The sequence below is a fragment of the Streptomyces sp. NPDC091377 genome (assembly GCF_044757045.1).
GTDB lineage: Bacteria > Actinomycetota > Actinomycetes > Streptomycetales > Streptomycetaceae > Streptomyces.
Genome location: NZ_JBIVUE010000017.1, coordinates 101,419 through 122,607, shown reverse-complemented (window position 1 = coordinate 122,607; position 21,189 = coordinate 101,419). Strand labels below are relative to the sequence as shown.

Annotated in this window: 21 protein-coding genes; 6 read left to right on the top strand and 15 right to left on the bottom strand. The window is 73.0% G+C overall.

Going from position 1 to position 21,189, the window contains the following annotated elements; all coding sequences use genetic code 11:
• Positions 1-121: 121 nt before the first annotated feature.
• The 3 genes from ACIQNG_RS30390 to ACIQNG_RS30380 are packed head-to-tail and all read right to left on the bottom strand — an operon-like array spanning position 122 to position 2,933.
• Positions 122-805, bottom strand: a complete 684-nt coding sequence (locus tag ACIQNG_RS30390; protein WP_401427007.1) for a response regulator — start codon at positions 803-805, stop codon at positions 122-124.
• Positions 802-2,031 (bottom strand): MacS family sensor histidine kinase, encoded by a 1,230-nt coding sequence (gene macS / locus ACIQNG_RS30385; RefSeq protein WP_401489431.1) that lies wholly within the window; start codon positions 2,029-2,031, stop codon positions 802-804. Before macS ends, ACIQNG_RS30390 begins: the two co-directional genes overlap by 4 nt.
• A gap of 44 nt (positions 2,032-2,075) precedes the next feature.
• Entirely contained in the window at positions 2,076-2,933 is an 858-nt protein-coding gene (locus tag ACIQNG_RS30380; protein WP_401489429.1) for a lysophospholipid acyltransferase family protein, read from the bottom strand.
• Positions 2,934-3,116: 183 nt separating this feature from the next.
• Here ACIQNG_RS30380 and ACIQNG_RS30375 point away from each other — a divergent pair, with 183 nt between their 5' ends.
• The gene (locus ACIQNG_RS30375) at positions 3,117-3,908 is read left to right on the top strand and encodes an alpha/beta hydrolase (protein ID WP_401489428.1); all 792 of its coding nucleotides are present in this window, start codon (positions 3,117-3,119) and stop codon (positions 3,906-3,908) included.
• Entirely contained in the window at positions 3,901-4,617 is a 717-nt protein-coding gene (locus ACIQNG_RS30370) for a hypothetical protein (RefSeq protein ID WP_401426996.1), read from the top strand. Before ACIQNG_RS30375 ends, ACIQNG_RS30370 begins: the two co-directional genes overlap by 8 nt.
• Before the next feature lie 35 nt (positions 4,618-4,652).
• Here the strand turns inward: ACIQNG_RS30370 and ACIQNG_RS30365 are convergent, their stop codons facing one another.
• From ACIQNG_RS30365 to ACIQNG_RS30340, 6 genes are all read right to left on the bottom strand, one after another.
• Positions 4,653-5,393, bottom strand: coding sequence for an endonuclease/exonuclease/phosphatase family protein (locus ACIQNG_RS30365; protein WP_401489426.1), 741 nt, complete (start codon positions 5,391-5,393; stop codon positions 4,653-4,655).
• Between the two features lie 130 nt (positions 5,394-5,523).
• Positions 5,524-6,477, bottom strand: a complete 954-nt coding sequence (locus ACIQNG_RS30360; protein WP_401426991.1) for an ROK family glucokinase — start codon at positions 6,475-6,477, stop codon at positions 5,524-5,526.
• 68 nt (positions 6,478-6,545) lie between these two features.
• Complete coding sequence (locus tag ACIQNG_RS30355) at positions 6,546-7,079, bottom strand: DUF5304 domain-containing protein (RefSeq protein WP_401489423.1); 534 nt, start codon at positions 7,077-7,079, stop codon at positions 6,546-6,548.
• 57 nt (positions 7,080-7,136) lie between these two features.
• The gene (locus ACIQNG_RS30350) at positions 7,137-8,312 is read right to left on the bottom strand and encodes an ArsA family ATPase (protein WP_401489421.1); all 1,176 of its coding nucleotides are present in this window, start codon (positions 8,310-8,312) and stop codon (positions 7,137-7,139) included.
• 44 nt (positions 8,313-8,356) lie between these two features.
• Complete coding sequence (locus ACIQNG_RS30345; RefSeq protein WP_401426984.1) at positions 8,357-8,797, bottom strand: SRPBCC family protein; 441 nt, start codon at positions 8,795-8,797, stop codon at positions 8,357-8,359.
• A 118-nt stretch (positions 8,798-8,915) separates the two neighbouring features.
• A complete protein-coding gene (locus tag ACIQNG_RS30340; RefSeq protein WP_401426982.1) occupies positions 8,916-9,713 on the bottom strand; it encodes a metallophosphoesterase in 798 nt (265 codons plus the stop codon).
• Between the two features lie 269 nt (positions 9,714-9,982).
• Here ACIQNG_RS30340 and ACIQNG_RS30335 point away from each other — a divergent pair, with 269 nt between their 5' ends.
• Positions 9,983-11,779, top strand: coding sequence for an AMP-dependent synthetase/ligase (locus tag ACIQNG_RS30335; RefSeq protein ID WP_401426980.1), 1,797 nt, complete (start codon positions 9,983-9,985; stop codon positions 11,777-11,779).
• A 31-nt stretch (positions 11,780-11,810) separates the two neighbouring features.
• On the opposite strand, the gene ACIQNG_RS30330 is transcribed toward ACIQNG_RS30335, so the two are convergent.
• Positions 11,811-12,953, bottom strand: a complete 1,143-nt coding sequence (locus ACIQNG_RS30330) for a glycosyltransferase family 4 protein (RefSeq protein ID WP_401489419.1) — start codon at positions 12,951-12,953, stop codon at positions 11,811-11,813.
• A gap of 66 nt (positions 12,954-13,019) precedes the next feature.
• Between ACIQNG_RS30330 and ACIQNG_RS30325 the strand changes: the two genes are divergently transcribed.
• The gene (locus tag ACIQNG_RS30325) at positions 13,020-14,255 is read left to right on the top strand and encodes a glycosyltransferase 87 family protein (RefSeq protein WP_401489418.1); all 1,236 of its coding nucleotides are present in this window, start codon (positions 13,020-13,022) and stop codon (positions 14,253-14,255) included.
• 11 nt (positions 14,256-14,266) lie between these two features.
• On the opposite strand, the gene ACIQNG_RS30320 is transcribed toward ACIQNG_RS30325, so the two are convergent.
• The 5 genes from ACIQNG_RS30320 to ACIQNG_RS30300 all read right to left on the bottom strand — a co-directional run bounded on the left by ACIQNG_RS30320 (position 14,267) and on the right by ACIQNG_RS30300 (position 19,851).
• A complete protein-coding gene (locus tag ACIQNG_RS30320; protein ID WP_401489416.1) occupies positions 14,267-15,463 on the bottom strand; it encodes a hypothetical protein in 1,197 nt (398 codons plus the stop codon).
• Positions 15,464-15,492: 29 nt separating this feature from the next.
• The gene (locus ACIQNG_RS30315) at positions 15,493-16,527 is read right to left on the bottom strand and encodes an NlpC/P60 family protein (RefSeq protein WP_401489414.1); all 1,035 of its coding nucleotides are present in this window, start codon (positions 16,525-16,527) and stop codon (positions 15,493-15,495) included.
• Between the two features lie 283 nt (positions 16,528-16,810).
• Positions 16,811-17,857 carry an NlpC/P60 family protein gene (locus tag ACIQNG_RS30310; RefSeq protein WP_401426973.1) on the bottom strand — a complete coding sequence of 349 codons (1,047 nt, stop codon included), beginning with the start codon at positions 17,855-17,857 and terminating at the stop codon, positions 16,811-16,813.
• A gap of 340 nt (positions 17,858-18,197) precedes the next feature.
• Positions 18,198-19,547, bottom strand: coding sequence for an NYN domain-containing protein (locus ACIQNG_RS30305; RefSeq protein ID WP_401426971.1), 1,350 nt, complete (start codon positions 19,545-19,547; stop codon positions 18,198-18,200).
• Positions 19,548-19,611: 64 nt separating this feature from the next.
• Positions 19,612-19,851 (bottom strand): hypothetical protein, encoded by a 240-nt coding sequence (locus tag ACIQNG_RS30300; protein ID WP_401426969.1) that lies wholly within the window; start codon positions 19,849-19,851, stop codon positions 19,612-19,614.
• A 230-nt stretch (positions 19,852-20,081) separates the two neighbouring features.
• Here ACIQNG_RS30300 and ACIQNG_RS30295 point away from each other — a divergent pair, with 230 nt between their 5' ends.
• Together ACIQNG_RS30295 and ACIQNG_RS30290 are read left to right on the top strand one after the other, a co-directional pair.
• A complete protein-coding gene (locus tag ACIQNG_RS30295) occupies positions 20,082-20,825 on the top strand; it encodes a rhomboid family intramembrane serine protease (protein ID WP_401426968.1) in 744 nt (247 codons plus the stop codon).
• The gene (locus ACIQNG_RS30290; protein ID WP_401426966.1) at positions 20,822-21,103 is read left to right on the top strand and encodes an Lrp/AsnC family transcriptional regulator; all 282 of its coding nucleotides are present in this window, start codon (positions 20,822-20,824) and stop codon (positions 21,101-21,103) included. Before ACIQNG_RS30295 ends, ACIQNG_RS30290 begins: the two co-directional genes overlap by 4 nt.
• Positions 21,104-21,189: the final 86 nt, after the last annotated feature.

Below are 21,189 nucleotides of genomic sequence, written 5' to 3'. Positions count from 1 at the left end.
GCCGGACGCACGGAGGGTGGGGAGGGTGGGGGTGGTGGGGAGGGTGGGGGTGGTGGGGGCGGTGAGGGTGGGGGCCGCGGGGACGGGCCCCCTGGGGTCAGTCCTCGGATGAGTCCTCGGGTCAGTCCTCGTCCAGGCCGCGCTCTATGGCGTAGCGGACCAGTTCCACCCGGTTGTGGAGCTGGAGTTTGCCGAGGGTGTTCTGGACGTGGTTCTGGACGGTGCGGTGGGAGATGACCAGGCGTTCGGCGATCTGCTTGTAGCTCAGGCCCTTGGCGACCAGCCGCAGCACCTCGGTCTCGCGGTCGGTGAGCCGGGGCGCCTTGGGCTCGTCGGAGTCGGTGCCGGGGCCGGGCGCGGGCTCGGAGGCCAGCCGCCGGTACTCGCCGAGCACCAGACCGGCGAGGCCGGGGGTGAACACCGGGTCGCCGACAGCCGTACGGCGTACCGCGTCCAGCAGTTCCTCCGTGGACGCCGACTTCAGCAGATAGCCGGTCGCGCCGGACTTCACCGCCTCCAGCACATCGGCGTGCTCACCGCTCGCGGAGAGCACCAGGACGCGCAGCGCCGGATTGTGCCCGACCAGCTCCTTGCACACCTGGACACCCGGTTTGGCGGGCAGGTTGAGGTCCAGCACCAGGACGTCGGGGCCGGTGGCCACGGCCCGGCGCACGGCCTGCTCGCCGTCGCCCGCGGTGGCCACCACGTCGAACCCGGCCTCGGTGAGATCGCGGGCCACGGCCTCCCGCCACATGGGGTGATCGTCCACCACCATCACCCTGATCGAGCCCTCGCGCGCGTTCATCGTGCCCCCCGTGCCATCTGGGTGTCGTCCTTCGGTACCTTCAGTTCGACCTCGGTGCCCTGCCCGGGCGTCGAGATCAGCTCCGCCGAGCCGCCGAGGTCACGCAGCCGCCCCCGGATCGACAGCGCCACCCCGAGCCGCCCCTCGCCCTCGGCCTGGGCGAGCCGCCCCTCGGGGATGCCGGGCCCGTCGTCGCGGACGGACACGATCACCTCGTCCGGCTCGTCCTCGACCAGGATCCAGGCCCGCGCCCCCGACCCCGCGTGCCGGCGCACATTGTCCAGGGCCGCGCCCACGGCCGCCGCCAGCTCCCGCGCCGCGACCGGCGCCAGCAGCACCGGGGCGCCGGGCTCGGCGAGGCTCACCCGGGCGGCGGCGTACGGGGCGAGCAGGGCGCGCAGATCGACCGGACCGGAACCGTCGTCCGGTTCCTCCGGCTCCTCCACGGCCCGTACGACGGCTCCCTCGGCGGTGTCCTCCGACACCCGGGAGACCGGTACCAGGCCACGGGAGACCAGGGTGCGCAGCGCCACCTCCTGCTCGCCCGCGAGCCGGCCCAGCTCGGCCGCCTCGCCGCCGATGACCGCGCCGCGCCGCTGCACCATCGCGAGCACCTGGAGCACCCCGTCGTGGATGTCCCGGGCGAGGCGCTCGCGCTCACGGGTGGCCGCCTCGATCTCCAGGGCGCGGGCGAGGGTGCGCTCGGAGGCGCGGGCGACCTCCACGACGTAGCCGATGGCGATGGAGGCGACCCAGACCAGCATCACGTTGTGGACGGTGTCCCGGGCGGGGGTGCCCCGGTGGACGAGGTTGGCGACGGCGATGGTGGTGGAGGCGACGGCCGCCCAGCGCCAGCCGCCCTTGATGGCGAAGGCGAGTGCGACCCCGGCGGTCCATATCGACGGCAGGGTGGGGCCGCCGCCGTCGACCCGCGCCGCCGAGTCGGCAACCCGGGTCAGCAGGATGCCCGCGACGGCCACCGCCACATCGGCGGCGAGGAAGCGTTTGGTGCACCTGGCCGCGCTCGCGACGCGCGGCAGGGTCGCGAAGGTCCACACGGCGAGCACGGCGTAGTAGCCGATGGCGACCCAGGGGCGTTCGAACTGGTCGTAGGCGCTGACGAACAGTCCGACGGCGTAGAGCAGGGTGAGGACGCGGTAGGCGGCCAGCGCACGCCACAGCGGCTGCTCGACCGACATCCGCATGACCCGCTCGCGCTTGGCCATCCCTCTTCCCCCCGCCCCCGGGCCTCGTACGGCCTCGTACGTGCCTACTCGGCGTGCTGTCTGTGGCTCCGGTCCGAGTGCTCCGGCCGCGCTTCGCCGGCCCGGTCGGGCTCGTCCGTGTTCTCCGTGTTCTCCGTGTTCTCCGTGTTCTCCGGCTTCTCGGCCTGCTCGGCCTTCTCGGCCTTGGCCGCTTCCTTCGCGGCCTCCTTCGCGGCCTCTTTCTCGGCCTTGGCCGCCTCCGCGAGCTGTCGCTTGGCGGCGGTCGCGTAGATGTCGACGTACTCCTGGCCCGAGAGCTTCATGATCTCGTACATGACCTCGTCGGTCACCGCGCGCAGCACGAAGCGGTCGTGCTCCATGCCCTGGTAGCGGCTGAAGTCCAGCGGTGCGCCGATACGGATGCCGGGGCGCATGACCTTCGGCATGACCTTGCCGGGCGGCTGGATCTTCTCCGTGTCGATCATCGCGACGGGCAGGACGGGGGCGCCGGTGGCGAGCGCCACGCGCGCGAGGCCGCCGGGCTTGCCGCGGTAGAGCCGGCCGTCGGGCGAGCGGGTGCCCTCGGGGTAGATGCCGAACAGCTCACCGCGCTCCAGCACCTCGATCCCGCTCTTGATCGCGGCCTCGCCCGCGCCGCGCGCCCCGGAGCGGTCGACCGGGAGCTGACCGACGCCCTTGAAGAAGGCGGCCGTCAGCCTGCCCTTGACCCCCGGGGTGGTGAAGTACTCGGCCTTCGCGATGAAGGTGACCTTGCGGTCGAGCACCGCGGGCAGGAAGAACGAGTCGGAGAACGACAGATGGTTGCTCGCGAGGATCGCCGGGCCCTCGGCGGGGACGTTCTCCAGGCCCTCCACCCAGGGCCGGAAGACGAGCTTCAGCGAGCCCCCGACGGAAACCTTCATCGCGCCGTACAACAACCGAGTGCCTCCTGTGTCTGTAGGTCAGACCCTATCCCGGAGGCCCCGCAATGGGCCCGACGACCCTGGTCGGTGTCAGTGCGGTCGCGTACGGTGAACCACACCCGAGTCGTACGCGCGCTTCTCACCGAACGCGCTCTTCCCCCTTCTCATGAACAGGAGACCGAGGTGCCGGTCCTCCCCGGAGCCGAGCCGTACCGCCATGACGGCGGCGAGGTCGGTGTGCTGCTCTGCCACGGATTCACCGGTTCCCCCCAGTCGCTGCGCCCCTGGGCGGAGTATCTGGCCGAGCGGGGCCTGACGGTCTCGCTGCCCCTGCTGCCGGGCCACGGCACCCGCTGGGAGGATCTGCAGCTCACCGGCTGGCAGGACTGGTACGCGGAGGTGGACCGCGCGCTGCGCGCGCTGAGCGAGCGGTGCGCGCGGGTGTTCGTGTGCGGACTGTCCATGGGCGGCGCCCTTGCCCTGCGGCTGGCCGCGAAGCACGGCGACGCGGTCTCGGGCGTCGTGGTCGTCAACCCGGCGAACAAGGTCCACGGTCTGTCGGCGTACGCCCTGCCAGCGGCCCGTCATCTGGTCCGTACGACGAAGGGCATCGCCAGCGACATCGCCAAGCCGGGGGCGTCGGAGCTGGGGTACGACCGGGTGCCGCTGCACGCGGCGCACTCCCTGCGCCGTCTGTTCCGGCTGGTCGACGGTGAACTTCCGCAGGTCACCCAGCCGTTGCTGCTGCTGCACAGTCCGCAGGACCATGTGGTGCCGCCCGTCGACTCGGCGCGGATCCTCGGCCGGGTCTCCTCCACGGACGTCCGCGAGGTCCTGCTGGAACAGAGTTACCACGTCGCGACGTTGGACCATGACGCGGACCGGATCTTCGAGGAGAGCCTCGCCTTCGTCGGCCGGCTCGCGCCCAGTGTGGGCAAGGAAGTCGGGAAGGAAGGGACGGCCTCAGGTGGCTGAGCACGACTCCGACCGCGAGGACCGTGAGGACCGCGACAAGCGGGACGACCGGGAGCGGCCCGAGCCGGACGAGCAGAACGTGTCCTTCGACGAGGACGCCGTCTGGGCCGCGATCGTCGCCGGGTACGGGGACGAACCGCCGGACCCGCCCGGCGCCAAGCCGTTCAAGTCCGTCGAGGATCTGGCGCTGCTGGAGAGCGAGACCAACGACAGCAAGGACGGCGACGGGGCCGGGGCCGGGGCCGGGAAGAACCGCGAGAACGCCGGCGGCGGCACCGGCACCCAGGTCGCCGACGAGGGTGAGGGCACGGGCAAGGGCGACGCCGACGCCGGGGAGCCGCGGCCCGAGACGCCCCGACCGCTCGGCAGCTCGGTGGCGTTCGCGCCGGGCGTGGGTGGCGCGGGCCCGCGTGACTACACGGTGCCGGAGCCGTCCGAGGACGACTTCGACGCGGACGACGAGGGGCACTTCGTGCCGCCGGAGCCTCCGCCGCTGCCGGATGCCGACGTCACCTCCAAGTTCGCCTGGCTCGCGGTGGTCGGCGGTCCGGTGCTGCTTCTGCTGGCCGTGCTGCTCGACTGGGACATGACGTGGTGGCTGGCGACGCTGGGCATCGGCGGCTTCGTGGGCGGGTTCGCGACGCTGGTGGCGCGGATGCGGACGGACGACGAGGACGGTGAGGACCCGGGGCGCGGGGCCGTGGTCTGATCCCCTGCCGGGACCCTGCCGGGACGGGCCGTTCTCTACGACGCCGGGATTCTGAGGGCGGCCAGGACCGGGAGGTGGTCCGTGGCCGCCCTCAGATCCGTCTCGGTGACCCCGGGCAGCCCCAGCGGGACTCCGCAGCCGAGCACCTCGACGCCCTTCGTGGCGAAGACGGCGTCGATCCGGCTGTGCGGCTGCGTGCGGACCCAGGTGGACTCGCCGCCCCAGGGGGCGACCGCCCGGCAGTCCTGGAGCGCGGCGGCGATCCGGCGGAAGGCGGGACCGTCGGGGCGTTCGTTGAGGTCGCCGCCCGCCACCGCGTGCTCCACGCCCATGTCCGCGACCCGGTCCAGGAGCAGGCCGCTCTGGGCGTAGCGCTCCTTCTTGTCCAGGCTGAGATGGCAGCTGAGGACGCCCAGGCGGGCGCCGCCGAACCGGACGGTGGCCGTCGCGAAGCCCCGGCGGTGCAGGCCGGGGGTGAGCGGGAGCAGGACGTCCTCGGTGCGTTCCACGGTGGCGCGCAGGGTGCACAGCAGCGCCGGTCCCGAGGCGGGGGCGCCGCCGGAGAGGATCACCAGGTCCGTCGCGGCGGCCAGCCGGGAGAGCTTCTTGCGCCAGCGGAAGAAGCGGGGGGCCTCCTGGACGAGGACCAGGTCGGGGGCGCAGGCGGTGATGACCCGGGCGAGGGCGGCGTGGTCGTCGCGCAGGGAGCGGACGTTGTAGCTCAGGACGCGGATGACGTCCGACTCCGTCACGGAAGAGGGGAGGGAGGTCGCCATGCGGGCCAATGTAATGGGCGGCGGGTTCTTGGCGCCTGCCGGCCCGTGGTGCCCGGTCGGTCGCGCCCCCGTGGCGGAGCCGCGAACGGCCCCGCCCCGCGCCCCGTGAGCGGCGTCGCCCCCCGGTCCGTTACATCGTCGGGTCCGGCTGGCGGGCCAGGTCCGCGGCGCCCACGAGGCCCGCCTTGTTGCCCAGTTGGGCGGCGATGACCTGGGCCACCGGGCGCCAGTTGCCGCCCACGAGCCAGCGCTTGTAGGACTTGCGGATCGGGTCGAGGACCAGCTCGCCCTCGTCGGAGAGGCCGCCGCCGACGATGAAGGCGGAGGGGTCGAAGAGGGAGGCCAGGTCGGCGAGGCCGGCGCCCGCCCAGCGGGCCAGCTCGCGGTAGGAGTCGACGGCGACCGGGTCGCCCTGGCGGGCGGCCATGGAGATGTGCTTGCCCTCGATGCCCTCGGGGGTGCCGTCACCGAGGCCGAGCAGCACCTCGGCGCTCTCGGGGGTGGCCTTGGCGCGCTGCTTGGCGTAGCGGACCAGGGCGCGGCCGGAGGCGTACTGCTCCCAGCAGCCCTGGGAGCCGCAGCCGCAGAGCAGGCCGTCCGGGACCATCCGGATGTGGCCGAACTCGGCGGCCACGCCGAAGTGCCCGCGGCGCAGCTTGTTGCCGATGATGATGCCGCCGCCGAGGCCGGTGCCGAGGGTGATGCAGATGACGTTCCGGTGGCCCTTGCCCGCGCCGAAGCGGTACTCGCCCCACGCGGCGGCGTTGGCGTCGTTCTCGACCACGACGGGGAGGCCGACCCGGGCTTCGACCTTCTCCTTCAGCGGCTCCTGGCGCCAGTCGATGTTCGGCGCGAAGTACACCGTGGAGCGCTCGCGGTCGACGTAGCCGGCGGCGCCGATGCCCACGCCGACGATCTCGTGCCCCGTGCGTGCGCCGTCGACGGCGGAGGCGATGGCGTCCACGATGCCCTCGGGCGTGCCCGGGGTCGGCACCGTGTGGACGGAGAGGATGGTGCCTTCCTCGTCCACCACACCTGCCGCGATCTTGGTGCCACCGATGTCGACGCCGATGGTGAGTCCCATGAATCCCTCAGTTCCGGTCGAGCCCCGCTACGGCCAACCGTACCCGAGGCCGTGGGCCCCAACGGGCCTCAGTCCAGGTCGATGCGCTCGCCGGGGCCGTCGTCGTCCCCCTGGTCGGGCCGCTTCTCCCGGCCGTCGGAGCCGGCGCGGCCTGTGTCCCCGCGCGGGGGGTCGAGGTCGCTCGCGCGGGCCGTCCAGCGCTGCTCCTGGCTCTGGACCGCGGAGCGGTAGGCGGCGAGGAGTTCCTGGCCGGCGCCGGCCAGGTGGTCGAAGACCTGCGGGTTGCGTTCGATGACCGGTTCGACGGCGGACTTCGCCTGCTGGACGACCTGGCGCACGACCTGCTGGGCGGCGGTCCCGGCGACCGGGCCGAGCAGCGGGCCGCCGAGGCCCGACAGCTTGTCCGCGACGGTGTCGACCAGCCGGAGCAGTTCCTCGGCGGCGGAGCCGGCGGGGGCGCCGTGCTCGGCGCGGCGGCGGGCCTTCTCCTCGGCCAGGTCCTCGGCGCACGCGGTCGCCCAGGCGTCCGCGTCGGTGGCCGGTGAGACCTCGTCGGCCGCCGGTCCGGGAGCGGCGTCGGACGGTGGGCGCTCTTCGCTCATGGCGGTCTCCTGAGTCCGTTTCGTCTTTCCGACGTTACCCGAACGGACGCGCCGGTTTCATCGTCCGGCGGGCCAGAGTCCGGGGTCCGGCGTGAACCGGATGGTCAGCTCGCCGTCGCGCAGGCCCGCGCCCGCGACGGTGCAGCGGCGCAGCGCGGAGGGCAGGGGAACGATCCTGCGGAAGCGTCCGGCGCCGAGGACGAGTTCGTCGCCGCGCCGGATCAGGTCGAGGTCGTCGCGGGTGGCGCCGGGCAGCGGGACGGTCCACAGGAGGACGCCGGGGTCGTCGGGGTGGCGGGTGACGGGCCAGGGGACCCGGGGGGTGCGGGCGGGGGGTGCGGGCAAGGTCAGGGCGGCGAGGTCGTCGGCGCCGCGGGGGTCCCGGCCCAGGTGGGGCAGCCGGTGGACGGGGGTGGGGGTCCCCTCCCACTCGCCGAGGATCTTGCGCTGCTGGGCGACGAGGCCGGCGAGCCAGGGGTCGGGGCCGGTCTCGGGAAGGACCCGGTTGGCGAGGAGGGCCTCGGGCGTCAGGGCGTGCAGGGCGAGGCCGAGGGCGGCGGTGCGCAGGGCGTCGGCGCCGGCCGGTGAGGGTTCAGCGACGAGCTGGACGGTGGTGTCCGGGTCGGCCAGGACGGCTTCGACGGCGGCCAGGTCGACGTCCCAGCGGGCGGCGGTGTCGTACAGCCGGTCGGCGGGGAGGGGGACTCCGGCGAGCTTGCCGAGGACGGGGCGCAGGGCGCGGGCCGCCTGCCGCTCGGGCGGGAGCAGCCGGCGCAGATAGCGGCGCAGCTCGGCGGGGAGGGAGAGCAGGGCGAGGGCCCGCTCGACGGGCGGCAGGTCGACGACGACCAGGTCGTAGGCGTCCTCGGCGAGTGCGGCGTCCCGCAGGGCGCGCAGCACGGCGAGTTCCTCGGCGCCGGGGAGCGGGGTCAGCTCCTCGGGGTCGAGCCGGCTCGCGCCGAGCAGGTCGAGGGCGGAGGCGGCTCGTTCCTGGAAGGCGGCGAGGTCGTCGCGGAAGCGGGCGGTGGCGTCGGGCCGCTGGACGGTGAGGCGGGGCGCCGCCCGGACGGGTTCCGCCCCGGTGGGCGTCCCGAGCACGCTGCCCAGGCTGTCGTCCCGGTCGGTGCCGAGCAGCAGGGTCCGGGCGCCGTCCCGGGCGGCGGCGAGCGCGGTGACGGCGGCGACGGTGGTACGGCCGCTGCCGCCAGGGCCGGTGAGCAGGATCGTGCGCATGGGACGGAACCGTACCCGGCGCCCGCCGGGCCCTCGGTCGCCGTCTACGGCGCCCCGGACTCCACGCGCTTCTTCAGCCCGGCCAGGGCGCGGTCGATGATGACCTTCTCCGCCTTGCGCTTGATCATCCCGAGCATCGGGATCTTCACGTCCACCGTGAGCCGGTAGGTGACCTCGGTGGCCGTTCCGGCGGGCTTGAGCAGGTAGGAGCCGTCCAGGGAGCGCAGCATCTGGGACTTGACCAGCGTCCAGGACACCTCGTCGTCGCCGGCCCAGGTGTACGCCAGTGTCTGGTCGTCCTTGATCGCGCCCGCGTCCATGACCAGCCGCACCTGCTCGGCGCGGCCGTCCGCGTCGGTCTCCAGCACCTCCGCCTGCTTCACCTCGCCCGTCCAGTCCGGGTAGCGGGCGAAGTCCGCGATCACCCGCATGACCTCGGCCGGTGCCGCCTCGATCGTGATGCTCGAACTGGTGTGTTCCGCCATCGCCGTGGCTCCTTCGATGCGGCCGGGTAAGCAGGTCAGGGCGCGCACACGAGGGCGCGCGGGATGCCGTGAAGGCTATCGCGCGGCGGGGACCCCCTTGTCACCCCTGTCACCGCCGTCACCACTCCAGCGCCCACGGCCGGCCCGACTCCGCGAAGTGACCGACGTTCACGCACTCCGTCGCCCCGATCCGCATACGGGGGACCAGCGGCTGGTGCACATGCCCGAACAGGGCGTAGCGCGGCCGGGTGCGGCGGATGGCGTCGAGGAGGGCCGCGCTGCCCCGTTCGAAGCGGCGGGCGACGGTGTCGTAGACCAGCTCGGGCACCTCCGGCGGGATGTGGGTGCACAGCACGTCCACCTCGCCGACCGCCTCGATCTTCGCGGCGTACTCGTCGTCGTCGATCTCGTAGGGGGTGCGCATCGGGGTGCGCAGTCCGCCGCCGACGAAGCCGAAGGTCCAGCCGCCGATCTCGGTCCGCTCGCCGTCGAGCACGGTGGTGCCGGGTCCGGCGTACTCGCGCCACAGCGGCGGCATGTCGACATTGCCGTAGGTGGCGTACGTCGGGGTCGGGAACGCGGCGAACAGTTCGGCGTACTGCCGCCGCACGGCCCGTTCGATCACCTCCGCGCGGTCCGCGCCGATCCCGGACCAGAGCCGGGCGCCGAACTCGCGGGCCTCCGCGAACCGCCGCGCGGTGCGCAGTTCGACCAGCCGGCGGGCGTTCCGCGCCCCGAACAGATCGGGGAAGATGCCGCGTGAGTGGTCGGCGTAGTCGAGGAAGAGGACCAGGTCACCGAGGCAGATCAGGGCGTCCGCACCGTTCCCGGCGGCGGCCAGGTCCCGGGCGTTGCCGTGCACGTCGCTGACCACGTGCACCCGGGTGCGGCGCTTCTCGTCGGGTGAGGGGGCCATGAAGATCAAGCGTAGGCGGGCGCGGCACAGGTGAACAGTGACCGCGGGACAGGCCGTCACTGGCCGGTCCGGAAAGGGGTGGACTACTGTGCGCGCAGGAGCAGCAATGGAACAGCGATCCGTGTGACGCGGCGAACATCTCGCCGGGCCCCCCTGTCGAAGACACCATACCGGCGGGTAACGTCCGGGCAGTCCAGTCGCCCAGCCGTGGACCGCACCGTCGCATCACACACCGTCGTGGCGCCGGCGCCCTATGAGGAGCAGCAGTCTTGCGCGAGTTCAGCCTTCCGGCTTTGTACGAGGTCCCCGCGGACGGCAATCTGACCGACATCGTCCGCAGAAACGCCGCGCAGCATCCCGACGTCGCCGTGATCGCCCGCAAGGCCGACGGCCGCTGGCAGGACGTGACGGCGACCGCGTTCCTCGCCGAGGTCCGCGCCGCCGCCAAGGGCCTGATCGCGGCCGGGGTGCAGCCGGGCGACCGGGTCGGTCTGATGTCCCGTACGCGCTACGAGTGGACGTTGCTGGACTTCGCGATCTGGAGCGCGGGCGCGGTGACGGTGCCGGTGTACGAGACCAGTTCGCCGGAGCAGGTGCAGTGGATCCTCGGTGACTCGGGCGCCACGGCCTGTCTGGTGGAGACCGCCGCGCACTCGGCCGCCGTCGACTCGGTGCGCGACCGGCTGCCCGCGCTCCAGCACGTCTGGCAGATCGAGGGCGGCGCCGTCGAGGAGTTGGGCCGGCTGGGGCGGGACCTGTCCGACGAGACGGTGGACGAGCGCAGTTCGCTGGCCAAGGCCGACGACCCGGCGACCATCGTCTACACCTCCGGCACCACCGGCCGCCCCAAGGGCTGTGTGCTCACCCACCGCAACTTCTTCGCCGAGTGCGGCAACGCCGTGGAGCGGCTGCGCCCGTTGTTCCGCACCGGTGAGTGCAGTGTGCTGCTGTTCCTGCCGCTCGCTCATGTCTTCGGCCGGCTGGTGCAGGTCGCGCCGATGATGGCGCCGATCAAGCTGGGCCTGGTCCCGGACGTCAGCCAACTCACCGACGAACTGGCCTCCTTCCGGCCGACCCTGATCCTCGGCGTGCCGCGCGTCTTCGAGAAGGTCTACAACTCGGCCCGCGCCAAGGCCCAGGCGGACGGCAAGGGCAGGATCTTCGACAGGGCCGCGGACACGGCGATCGCGTACAGCAAGGCGCTGGACACCCCGTCGGGTCCGACCCTGGGCCTGAGGATCAAGCACAAGGTCTTCGACAAGCTGGTCTACGGCAAGCTGCGCGCGGTGCTCGGCGGCCGGGGCGAGTACGCCATCTCCGGCGGCGCCCCGCTGGGCGAGCGGCTCGGGCACTTCTTCCGCGGGATCGGCTTCACGGTCCTGGAGGGCTACGGGCTGACCGAGACCTGTGCGGCGACCACCTTCAACCCGTGGGACCGGCAGAAGATCGGCACGGTCGGGCAGCCGCTGCCGGGCTCGGTGGTCCGGATCGCCGACGACGGCGAGGTGCTGCTCCACGGTGAGCATGTCTTCAAGGAGTACTGGAACAACCCGTCGGCGACCGCCGACGCGCTGGCCGACGGCTGGTTCCGCACCGGGGACATCGGGACCCTGGACGAGGACGGCTATCTGCGGATCACCGGCCGCAAGAAGGAGATCATCGTCACCGCGGGCGGCAAGAACGTCGCCCCCGCCGTGATCGAGGACCGGATCCGGGCGCACGCGCTGGTCGCCGAGTGCATGGTGGTCGGCGACGGGCGGCCGTTCGTGGGCGCGCTGATCACCCTGGACGACGAGTTCCTGGGGCGGTGGGCGTCCGAGCACGGCAAGCCCGCCGGTTCCGACGCGGCGTCCCTGGCCGACGATCCGGAACTGCTGGCGGCGATCCAGCAGGCCGTGGACGACGGGAACGCGGCCGTGTCGAAGGCCGAGTCGGTGCGGAAGTTCCGGGTGCTGCCGTCCCAGTTCACCGAGGACTCCGGGCATCTGACACCGTCGCTGAAGCTGAAGCGGAATGTGGTGGCGAAGGACTTCGCGGGCGAGATCGAGGCGATCTACGCCAAGTAGGCGGCCCCGGCGCCCCCGCCCCTCCCCCCTGCTACAGCAGTTCCTCCAGCCGGCCCGCCAGCAGGTCCCACCGCCACTTCTCCTCCACCCACCGTCTGCCCCGCTCCCCCATCCGCCGCCGCAGCGCGGGGTCTTCGAGCAGCGCGACGACACGGTCCGCCGTCTCCTCGACCGAGCCGCCCCGCACGACCCAGCCGGTCTCCCCGTCGAGGACCGCGTCGGGGGCGCCCCCGGAGTCGCCCGCCACGACCGGCAGCCCGGTCGCCGACGCCTCCAGGTAGACGATGCCGAGTCCCTCGACGTCGAGTCCGCCGCGCCGGGTGCGGCTGGGCATGGCGAAGACGTCGCCCGCGCCGTAGTGGGCGGGCAGCGAGGACCAGGGGACGGCGCCGGTGAAGACCACGGACCGCGACACACCCGTCTCGGCGGCGAGGCGGTGGAGTTCCTTCTCGTAGGGGCCGCCGCCCACGACGAGCAGGGCGGTGTCCGGCTGCCGGGCCAGTATCCGGGGCAGGGCGAGGATCAGGGTGTCCTGGCCCTTGCGCGGCACGAGCCGGGAGACGCAGACCACCACGGGGCGGTCGGTGAGCCCGAGCCGGGCCCGCACCTCGGCGCCGCCCGAGCCGGGGTGGAAGGTCTGCTCGTCGACACCCGGCGGCAGCTGGACCATCCGGGCCGCCGCCTCGGGGGTGAGCGCGGCGGCGATCCGCGAGCGGGTGTACTCGCCGAGGTAGGTGAGGGTGTCGGTGCTCTCGCCGATCCGGCGCAGCAGCCGGCGGGCGGCGGGGAGCTGGGCCCAGCCCGCCTCGTGGCCGTGGGTGGTGCCGATCAGCCGCTCGGCGCCCGCGCGGCGCAGCGCCGGGGCCATCAGACCGAGCGGGGCCGCGGCCCCGAACCACACCGCCGTGCAGTCGTGTTCACGCAGCAGCCGGACGGCCCGCCTCGTGGCGGCCGGGGTGGGCAGCAGCATCGTCGTGGGGGCGCGTACGACGGTGAAGGGCTGTTCGGCGTCGAAGGCGGCGGTCGCCTCGGCGCCCTCGTGCCCGCGCTTCCAGGTGGAGGCGTGGACCACGATCCGCTCGGGGTCGAGCCGCAGGGCCATGTTGTGGAGGAACGCCTGGATCCCGCCCGGCCGGGGCGGGAAGTCGTTCGTCACGAGGAGGGTCTTGCGCATCGTCGCCGACCCTACCCAACGTAGACTCACCGCTCGGCACGGCCGGGCTCGGGAACAGGGGCTTCAGTGAAAAAGTCGGAGACGCGGCGCGTTCTGCCGTGGCTGCTCGCGGTGTGGGCCCTCACCCGGTCGGCCCTGCTGCTGTTCGTGCTGAAGGTGTGGGTCTTCCCCGGCCCGGACGTCACGAGCGATGTCTCGGTGATCTATCAGGGCTGGTACGAGGTGCTGCGCACCGGGACCTTCCCGCTGGACGACGTGACCTGGCAGTATCCGCCCGCCGCCGCGCTCGCGATCCTCTCCCCCGCGCTGCTGCCGTTCCTGGAGTACGCGCAGGCGTTCTTCGTGCTGGCCTTCGCCGCGGACCTGGCGGTGCTGACGCTGCTGCTGTACGCGGGCGGGCGGCCGGGCCGGACCCGGCGCGGCGCCTGGGTGTGGGTGGTCGGCGTCCCGCTGCTGGGGCCGACGGTGTACGCCCGCTACGACGTGATGGTGACGGCGGTGGCGGTGGCCGCGCTGCTCGCGGGGGCCCGGCATCCCCGGGTGATGGGGGCGCTGGCGGCGTTCGGCGCGCTGCTGAAGGTGTGGCCGGCGCTGGTGCTGCTGGCCGCGGTGCGGCGGCGGGCGTGGGGCGCGGCGCTCGTGACCGGGGTGGGGCTCGCGGCGGTGTTCTGGCTGGCGATGCCGGGCGCGTTCGCGTTCCTGACGTTCCAGCGGGACCGGGGCACCGAGGTGGAGTCGCTGGGCTCGCTGGTCTTCCATGTGGCCCGGCACCACGGCTGGGAGGGCCAGGTGCTGCTCAACTACGGCTCGGTGGAGTTCCTCGGGCCGTACGTGGAGCTGGTGAGCGTGGCGGCGCTGACGCTGACCGGGATGGCGTTCGGCTGGCTGCTGCTGTGGCGGCTGCTGGCGGTGCGGTTCGCGCCGCACACCCTGGCGGACGCGGCGTTCGTGGGGGTGCTGATGTTCACCACCACGAGCCGGGTGATCAGCCCGCAGTACATGGTGTGGCTGGTCGGGGTGGCGGCGGTGTGCCTGGCGTACCGGGCGAGTCCGATGCGGCTGCCGGTGCTGCTGGTGCTGGTGGCGTGTCTGGTGACGGTGCTGGAGTTCCCGCTGTGGTTCTCGCACGTGGTGGCGAGCGACCCGCTCGGGGTGACGCTGCTCTTCCTGCGCAACGGCCTGCTGGTGGTGGCCACGCTGCTGGCGGCGCGGGTGCTGTGGCGTACGACGGTGCCGCCGGCCGGTGAGGCCCCGGTGCCGTTCCGGGAGTCCCGCCAGGAGAACGCGCCGGTCGGCTCCTGACCGCCCGGGGGTCAGCCCGTGAGCTGTTCCCCCAGGTACTCCCGCCACGCGCGGGTGAACGCCTCCTCACTCGTCCCGAGCACCTTCTCCAGCGCGCTCTCCACGGCCCCGTCCCGCTGTCCGTGCGCCCCGACCGCCCGGTAGAAGGCGCCGAGGCGTTCCTCGCCCCACTGCTCGGCGATCAGCCGGCAGGCCATCCAGCCGGACTCGTACGCCTGGGAGAGGGCGGTGGGGTCGTCGGTGAAGCCGAAGTCGCCGTCGGCCGGGAGTTCCTGCGGTACGTCACCGGCCGCCACCGCGCGGGCCAGTTCCGGGGCGGCCTCGGCGGGGGCGCGACCGGTGTCCCGGTAGCCGGCCCAGTCGGCGTAGCCCTCGGAGAGCCACAGGGGGGTGGCGGGGCCGGTGTGGGCGCGGGTGGCGACATGAGTGCTCTCGTGGGTGAGGACCACCTGTTTCCCGGTGGGGCCGAGCAGCCCGTACGCCTCGGGGTTGAGGATGATCCGGTCGGCGGGCCCGTCCGCGGCGCCGCCGACCTCGCCGGTGGTGACGGCGGCGATGCCCCGGTACGAGGAGGCGGGCGAGCCGAGCAGCCCGGCCATCTCCTCCAGCGAGTCCGGTACGAGGACCAGGACCCGCTGTCCCCAGCCGGTGCCCCAGGCGTCGGAGACGGCCGGGACGGCGCGGTCGGCGAGGGCGGCGAAGTCCCGGAGGGACTCCTCGGTGCGGCCGACGCCCAGGACGAGGCTGTGGTCGCCCCGGGCGGCGACGACCCGGCCCTGGTCCCAGAGCTGCTGGGCGGAGCGCGGGGCGGGGCGGTCCGAGGTGACCTGCCAGCCGCCGTCGGCGTCCCGGGCCAGGGCGAGGGTGCGGCCGGTGGTGACGGGGGCCCGGTCGTGGTCCTGGAGGCGGTAGCTCAGCTCGGCGGCGGCGGTGGCGGTGGCGTCACCTGTGAGGTCCAGGTCGGTGACCCGGTAGGACCAGGCGGCCAGCGGCACCTCGCGCAGCCGGTCGTAGCCGGCGGTGCTGCCGGTGGCCCGGTAGGCGGCGGGGTCCCGCTCCAGCAGGGCGTCGGCACGCCGGTCGAGCAGCCGCTGCACCTCGGCCCGGCCGGTGTCGGTGGCGGGCTGTCCGCCGCAGCCGACGAGGGCGACGAAGAGCGCGCACAGCGCCGCCACCCCTGATATCCGTACCCACTCTCGACCAGCCATCCCGACGATCGTAAGGCCGGGCGGCCGGGTCAGACCCGGGTGACGGAGGCGATGGGCATCATCCCGACCGGGTCGTAGCGCACCGGGGCGCCGGGGTAGGGGGCATGGATGACCTGCCCGTTTCCCATGTACATGCCGACATGGCTGGCGTCGGCGCGGTAGGTGACGAGATCACCGGGCCGGGCCTGGGAGAGCGGGACCTGGCGTCCGGCGTGGCGCTGCCCCTGGGAGGTGCGCGGGATGGCGACACCGGCCTGTGCGTACGACCACTGGGTCAGCCCGGAGCAGTCGAAGCCGCTGGGGCCGTTGGCGCCCCAGATGTAGGGCTTGCCGAGGGCGGAGCGGGCGGCGGCCACCGCGGCGCCGGCCCGGCCGGAGACGGGGGCGGCCCCGGCGGGGTCGTCGGGGAGGTCGGCGCGGCCGGTGCGGGAGGCCCGGTCGTAGGCGTCACGGTCGGCGTCCGGGAGCGCGTTGAGCAGGGTGCGGGCCCGGGCGAGCTTCTTCTCGACGGTCCGCTTGTGGGCGGCGACGGCCTGGCGGCTCTCCTCCAGGTCGGCGAGTTTCCCGGCCGTCTCGGCGCGCTCCTGGGCGAGTTCGCGCAGGGCGCCCTGGAGGGCGTGGAGCTGTCCGGCCTGCTGGGCGCCGATCCGGTCGAGGGCGGACGCCTTGTCGAGGTAGTCGTCGGGGTCGTCGGAGAAGAGCAGCGCGACGGACGGGTCGAGGCCGCCGGAGCGGTACTGGGCCCCGGCCACCGCGCCGAGCGCGTCGCGCATCTCGTTGACCCGCTGCTGTCCGCGGGCGATCCGGTCCTGGGCGCGGCGCACCTCGCCGCGCAGGGCGTCGGTGCGCTCGTCGGCCTTGTTGTACGCCTCGGTGGCCTGCTCCGCCTCGGTGTGGAGGCGGTCGACCCGGGCGCGGGTGTCGGCGGTGCGGGTGTCGTCGGTCGGCGCGGCACCGGCCGGTACGGCGGCGCCGAGGACGGCAGCGGCGGCGGACAGCACGGAGAGGGCGACGTACGCCCCCCGGTCGAACCCGGACGGTGCCTGACGGCGGTGGGACCCCACGGGAAGCCGCACTCCCTTCACTGGACCACTGGACCATGTGACGCGCCGGACGCGGTGCGCAGGGTGCGCGGGAGGTGCACGCGTCGGACGCTTCAAACGCGGCAGACAGTAACCCTGTGAGGTGGCCCGGACCAACGACCTTCGCGGGCACACACAGTGACGCCCCGCCGCTGACGCAGGTCACCGGCGGGGCGTGGGGTCAGTACGGGGCACGGGAATTCGCCCGTTCGGGCGGTGTGTCGCCGTGCCCGGTCGACCGGGTCGGGGGCGGGTCGCAGGTGCGTCAGATCCGGACGCCGAACTGGAACGGCATGTTGTTGATCGACTCGTAGCGCACGACGGCGCCGGTGCGCGGGGAGTGCAGGATCTGGCCGTTGCCCGCGTAGAAGCCGACGTGGTGGAGGTCGCCGTAGAAGATGACCAGGTCGCCGACCTTGAGGTCGGACTGGCTGTAGATCCGCGTACCGGCGTTGGCCTGGGCCTGGGAGGTGCGGGGGATCTGCATGCCGGCCTGGGCGTAGGCCCAGGAGGTCAGGCCCGAGCAGTCGAAGGAGTCGGGGCCGGAGGCGCCGTAGACGTAGGGCTTGCCGATGACGCTCTGGGCGGCCTGGTAGGCCGAGGTGGTGCGGCCGGAGCCCGCGGGGGCGGTGCCGGTGTCGGTGTTCATCTCGGCACGGTCGGCGGAGTCGCGGCTGGCGCGCTGCTCCTCCTCCTGGAGGGCGGCCTTCTCGGCGGCGGTCAGCGAGTTGAGCAGCTTCTGCGCCTCGGCGAGCTTGGCCTGGACCTCGTCCTTCTTGTCGCCCAGTTCGGTGCGGGTGGAGGAGAGGTCCTTGAGCTTGCCGGACGCCTCGGCCCGGTCCTGGGCCAGTTCGCGCTGCTTGTCCTGGATCTTCTTGAGGCCGTCGACCTGCTGGCTGCTCAACTGGTCGAGCGTGGACGCCTTGTCGAGGTAGTCGTCCGGGTCGGCGGAGAGGAAGAGCTGGACGGAGGGGTCCAGACCGCCGGAGCGGTACTGGGCGCTGGCCATGGTGCCCAGGCCCTCGCGCAGCTCGTTGACCTCTTCCTGGCCACGGGCGACGTTGTCCTGGATGGTGGAGATCTCCTTCTGGAGCTTCTCCTGCTTCTCCTTGGCCCCGTTGTACTTCTCGGTGGCCTTCTCCGCCTCTTCGTAGAGCTTGTCGACCTTGGCCTTGACCTCGTCCTTGGTGGGCTTCTCGCTCGGCGCGGCCTGGGCCGACTGGGAGCTGATGGCGACGGCTGCCGCCGCCGCGGTGGTCAGCACGGTCACACGGGCACGGCTCGGCTGCTTGGGTCGACGGTGGGACGCCACGGAGGCGAGCTCCTTCATCCTCCAGCCGCCTACCGACACGCCGGTGGGCGGTTCCCCTCCGCCGCCACTCCTGATGAGTGATCGCCCGAGCGAAGGTTCGACGCCCGACCCTAGTGACCCAGTTGTGATCAGTTCAAATCCTCAGCTGAAAAATCTCGCCCCTACGGTCATTATTTACACACAACTCACATCCCGTGATGCCCACCTGACCGTATGTCGTGGGAAGGTCGCTGCAATCCGGGCAATCAACGCGAAGGCCGTGGTGGGGGCGTCCGGTGGGTGAAGGGGGCGCATCCCGGGCACATGCGCGGTACTCACCGGACACCGCCCGAAAAGGGGCTCAGCCGCGGGCGAAGCGCTTCAACAGGACCACCGAGGCGACCGGGCGGGCTCCGGCGCGGGCGACCCCGTCGGCCACCTCGCGGTCGGTGGAGACCACGATGACCGGCCGGCCGGGCGGCTCGGCGCGCACCAGTTGGCGGATCAGTTCGTCGGCGGTGACACCGGGTTTGGAGAACAGCACCCGCACCCCGCGCGGGGGCGCGAGCAGGACGGGCGCGGCCAGTTCGGCGCCGTCGAAGACACAGGTGACCTCGGCGCCGCTCTGCGCGGCGAGTTGGGAGAGCTGGCCGAGCAGCCGCAGCCGCTGCTTCTCCAGCGGCATCTGGGGGTAGCCCGTCTTGGTGACGTTGTAGCCGTCCACGACCAGATGGGCCTGCGGCAGCGCGAGGAGCTGGTCGAGCACGGCCGGGTCGTTCTCGGACAGGGCGCGCGCGGCGATGTCCTTCGGGGTCATCCGGCCCGGCTCGACGGCGTCCACGGTCTCCGCGGGCCGTACCGACACCGGCGGCAGGGCGAGTTCGCGGCGCAGCCCCTGGGCGGCCTCCAGGACGGTGTCCAGGAGCAGCCGTACGCGCATGTCCTCGACGCTGCGGCCCTCGCGGGCGGCCCTGCGGGTGGCCTCCAGGGCGGCCTCCGCCTCACCGAGCCGGGCCTTGAGCCGGCGGCCCTCGCTCTCGGCGGCGGAGAGCTGGGACTGGCCCTCGGAGCGGACGGTCTCCATCTCGCTCTGGAGCTTGCGCAGGGCCGCCTCCCCGCGTTTGACGTCGCTGTGGGCGGCGCGCAGCTTGCGGTGGAGGGACTCGGCTTCCTTCTTGGCGCCGTCGAGTTCGGCGCGGAGGCGCTCGGTCTCGGCGCGGGTGTGGTCCTCGGCGGCGGCGAGCGCGGCGCGCAGCCGCTCCAGTTCGGCGCGGCTCTCCTCGTCGGCGCGTTCGGCGTCGGCGCGCTGGGCCTCCTCACCGGCCGCGGTGACCAGCTTGACCCAGCCGGTGGGGCGCAGCACGTAGGCCGCCGCCGCGACATCGAGCGGGTCGGCGGCCGGGGGCGGCGAGCCGGCGTCCAGCGCTCCGGCCAGTTCCGGCTGGGACTCCCGGAACTTCTCGCCGATGCGCTGGCGGAACAGCGGGTCGCTCTCCAGCGCGGCGGCCATCGCGTTGCCCGCGAACTTGGCCCGCCGGTTCGGGGCGAAACGGGCGTACTGGCGCAGCTGCGCGGGAAGCTCGCCGATCGTCAGCCCGCCGAAGCCGTCGGAGACGATCTGCACGACCCGGCGGCGTACCCCGTCGGGCAGTGGACGGTCGAGCACCTCGGCGGCGCCGTCCCCCGGCCCCCCGCCTGTGGTCTCCACCATCGGTCACCCCAATACCTGGTGCCCGGTCCCCTGCGGGGCCGGGCGGTCGGGGGCCCGTGCTCCCTCAGGAGCCGGTGCCCGGCCTGTCCACGAGTTCCACCTGGTCCACCGCGTTGCACCAGCGACAGCGCACCGACTCGATGGTCTCACTGAGCACCTCGCGCTCCTCGACCTTCGGCGCTCCGGCCAGGTCGAGGTGGATGTACTCCACCACCTTGGAGGAGCGCGTCACGTCGAAGCGGGTGAGATTGCCGCAGAGGGTGCAGCGCCACCGCGTGGCGGCGGTGGGCAGGGGGACCGTCATCGTGGTTCGACCGCTTCCTTCTCGTTCCGTTGCATTCGATTGCACTCGGTCGCGTCGCGTCGCGTCGTGTTCCGCGTGTTCTACCGCGTCCGTCCAGTGTCCGCCACGTGCCGGACACCCTGGAGCGTGTGGGTGGTAACCCTACGGCCTGGGGGGTGGGCGACGCCCGTCCTCGGACAGCGGCGAGGCGGTCTGTGTGGTTGCGTCCCGGTACGTCATGCTCTGTAGCCATGATCGGCAACGGGAGTGCGACGGCGGGCCGGGTGGCGGGATTCCTGCGCAGGCCGGCGGGGCCGGTGACGTACACGCTGATCGCGGCGTGCTGTCTGGTCTTCCTGGTCAGCCCCGCCTCGGGACTCAACCCCGGGTACGGCACCGGCGAGGAACTGCTGGCCGCCCAGCGGAGCTATTTCCGGCACTGGGGCATCGTACCCAAACAACTGTTCGAAGGATCCCCGCGGACCACCCTCACCCCGCTGACCGCGCTCTTCGTGCACGGCAGCTGGGTCCATCTGCTCGGCAACATGCTCTTCCTCCATGTCTTCGGGGTGCTGACCGAGGAACGGCTGGGCCGCGTCGAGTTCACCCTCTTCTATCTGGGCTGCGGCTGTCTCGCGCTGCTGGGGTACGCCGCCGCCAACGCGGACTCCGACCAGTCGCTGGTCGGCGCCTCCGGGGCGATCTCCGCGGTCCTCGGCGCCTTCCTGTGCGCCTTCCCCCACGCCCGGGTGACCAGCCTGCTGCCGTTCCTGCTCTTCCTGCCGCTGCGCTTCCCCGCCTGGGTGGTGCTGCCCTTCTGGGCGGCCCTCCAGTGGCTCGCCGCGGGCCGCGCCGAGCAGGGCCCAGGAGTCGCCTACCTCGCGCATCTGATCGGCTTCGGCCTGGGCTTCTGCTACGCGTGGGCCCGCCTCGGACGTGGGACTAGAGTGAAGGCCGCCCCAGCCCCGGCCCCCGAGGGAGAGAACCAGCCGTGATCACCGCGATCGTCCTCATCAAGACCAGCGTGGACCGGATCCCCGAGATCGCCGAGGAGATCGCCGCGCTGGAGAGCGTCAGCGAGGTCTTCTCGGTCACCGGCACCTACGACCTGATCGCCATGGTCCGGGTCAAGGAGCACGAGGACCTCGCCGAGGTCATCCCGGGCCGGATCAGCAAGATCCCCGGCGTCGAGGGCACCGACACCCATGTCGCCTTCCGCACCTACTCCCAGCACGACCTGGAGGCCGCGTTCGCCATCGGACTCGACTCGTAGGCCGACAGCCCGACGGCACGACGGCCGGACAGCCGGACGATCCGAGGCCCGACCATCCGGCGGACCGCGCGATCAGCCGCCCGAGC

Excerpts from the sequence above, each read along its gene's own strand:
- ACIQNG_RS30340 (WP_401426982.1), bottom strand. The coding sequence starts at position 9,713 with ATGGCCCCCTCACCCGACGAGAAGCGCCGCACCCGGGTGCACGTGGTC.
- ACIQNG_RS30295 (WP_401426968.1), top strand. The coding sequence starts at position 20,082 with ATGATCGGCAACGGGAGTGCGACGGCGGGCCGGGTGGCGGGATTCCTG.
- macS (WP_401489431.1), bottom strand. The coding sequence starts at position 2,031 with ATGGCCAAGCGCGAGCGGGTCATGCGGATGTCGGTCGAGCAGCCGCTG.
- ACIQNG_RS30345 (WP_401426984.1), bottom strand. The coding sequence starts at position 8,797 with ATGGCGGAACACACCAGTTCGAGCATCACGATCGAGGCGGCACCGGCC.
- ACIQNG_RS30350 (WP_401489421.1), bottom strand. The coding sequence starts at position 8,312 with ATGCGCACGATCCTGCTCACCGGCCCTGGCGGCAGCGGCCGTACCACC.
- ACIQNG_RS30365 (WP_401489426.1), bottom strand. The coding sequence starts at position 5,393 with ATGGCGACCTCCCTCCCCTCTTCCGTGACGGAGTCGGACGTCATCCGC.
- ACIQNG_RS30380 (WP_401489429.1), bottom strand. The coding sequence starts at position 2,933 with ATGAAGGTTTCCGTCGGGGGCTCGCTGAAGCTCGTCTTCCGGCCCTGG.
- ACIQNG_RS30305 (WP_401426971.1), bottom strand. The coding sequence starts at position 19,547 with ATGGTGGAGACCACAGGCGGGGGGCCGGGGGACGGCGCCGCCGAGGTG.
- ACIQNG_RS30300 (WP_401426969.1), bottom strand. The coding sequence starts at position 19,851 with ATGACGGTCCCCCTGCCCACCGCCGCCACGCGGTGGCGCTGCACCCTC.
- ACIQNG_RS30355 (WP_401489423.1), bottom strand. The coding sequence starts at position 7,079 with ATGAGCGAAGAGCGCCCACCGTCCGACGCCGCTCCCGGACCGGCGGCC.
- ACIQNG_RS30390 (WP_401427007.1), bottom strand. The coding sequence starts at position 805 with ATGAACGCGCGCGAGGGCTCGATCAGGGTGATGGTGGTGGACGATCAC.
- ACIQNG_RS30330 (WP_401489419.1), bottom strand. The coding sequence starts at position 12,953 with ATGCGCAAGACCCTCCTCGTGACGAACGACTTCCCGCCCCGGCCGGGC.
- ACIQNG_RS30360 (WP_401426991.1), bottom strand. The coding sequence starts at position 6,477 with ATGGGACTCACCATCGGCGTCGACATCGGTGGCACCAAGATCGCGGCA.
- ACIQNG_RS30320 (WP_401489416.1), bottom strand. The coding sequence starts at position 15,463 with ATGGCTGGTCGAGAGTGGGTACGGATATCAGGGGTGGCGGCGCTGTGC.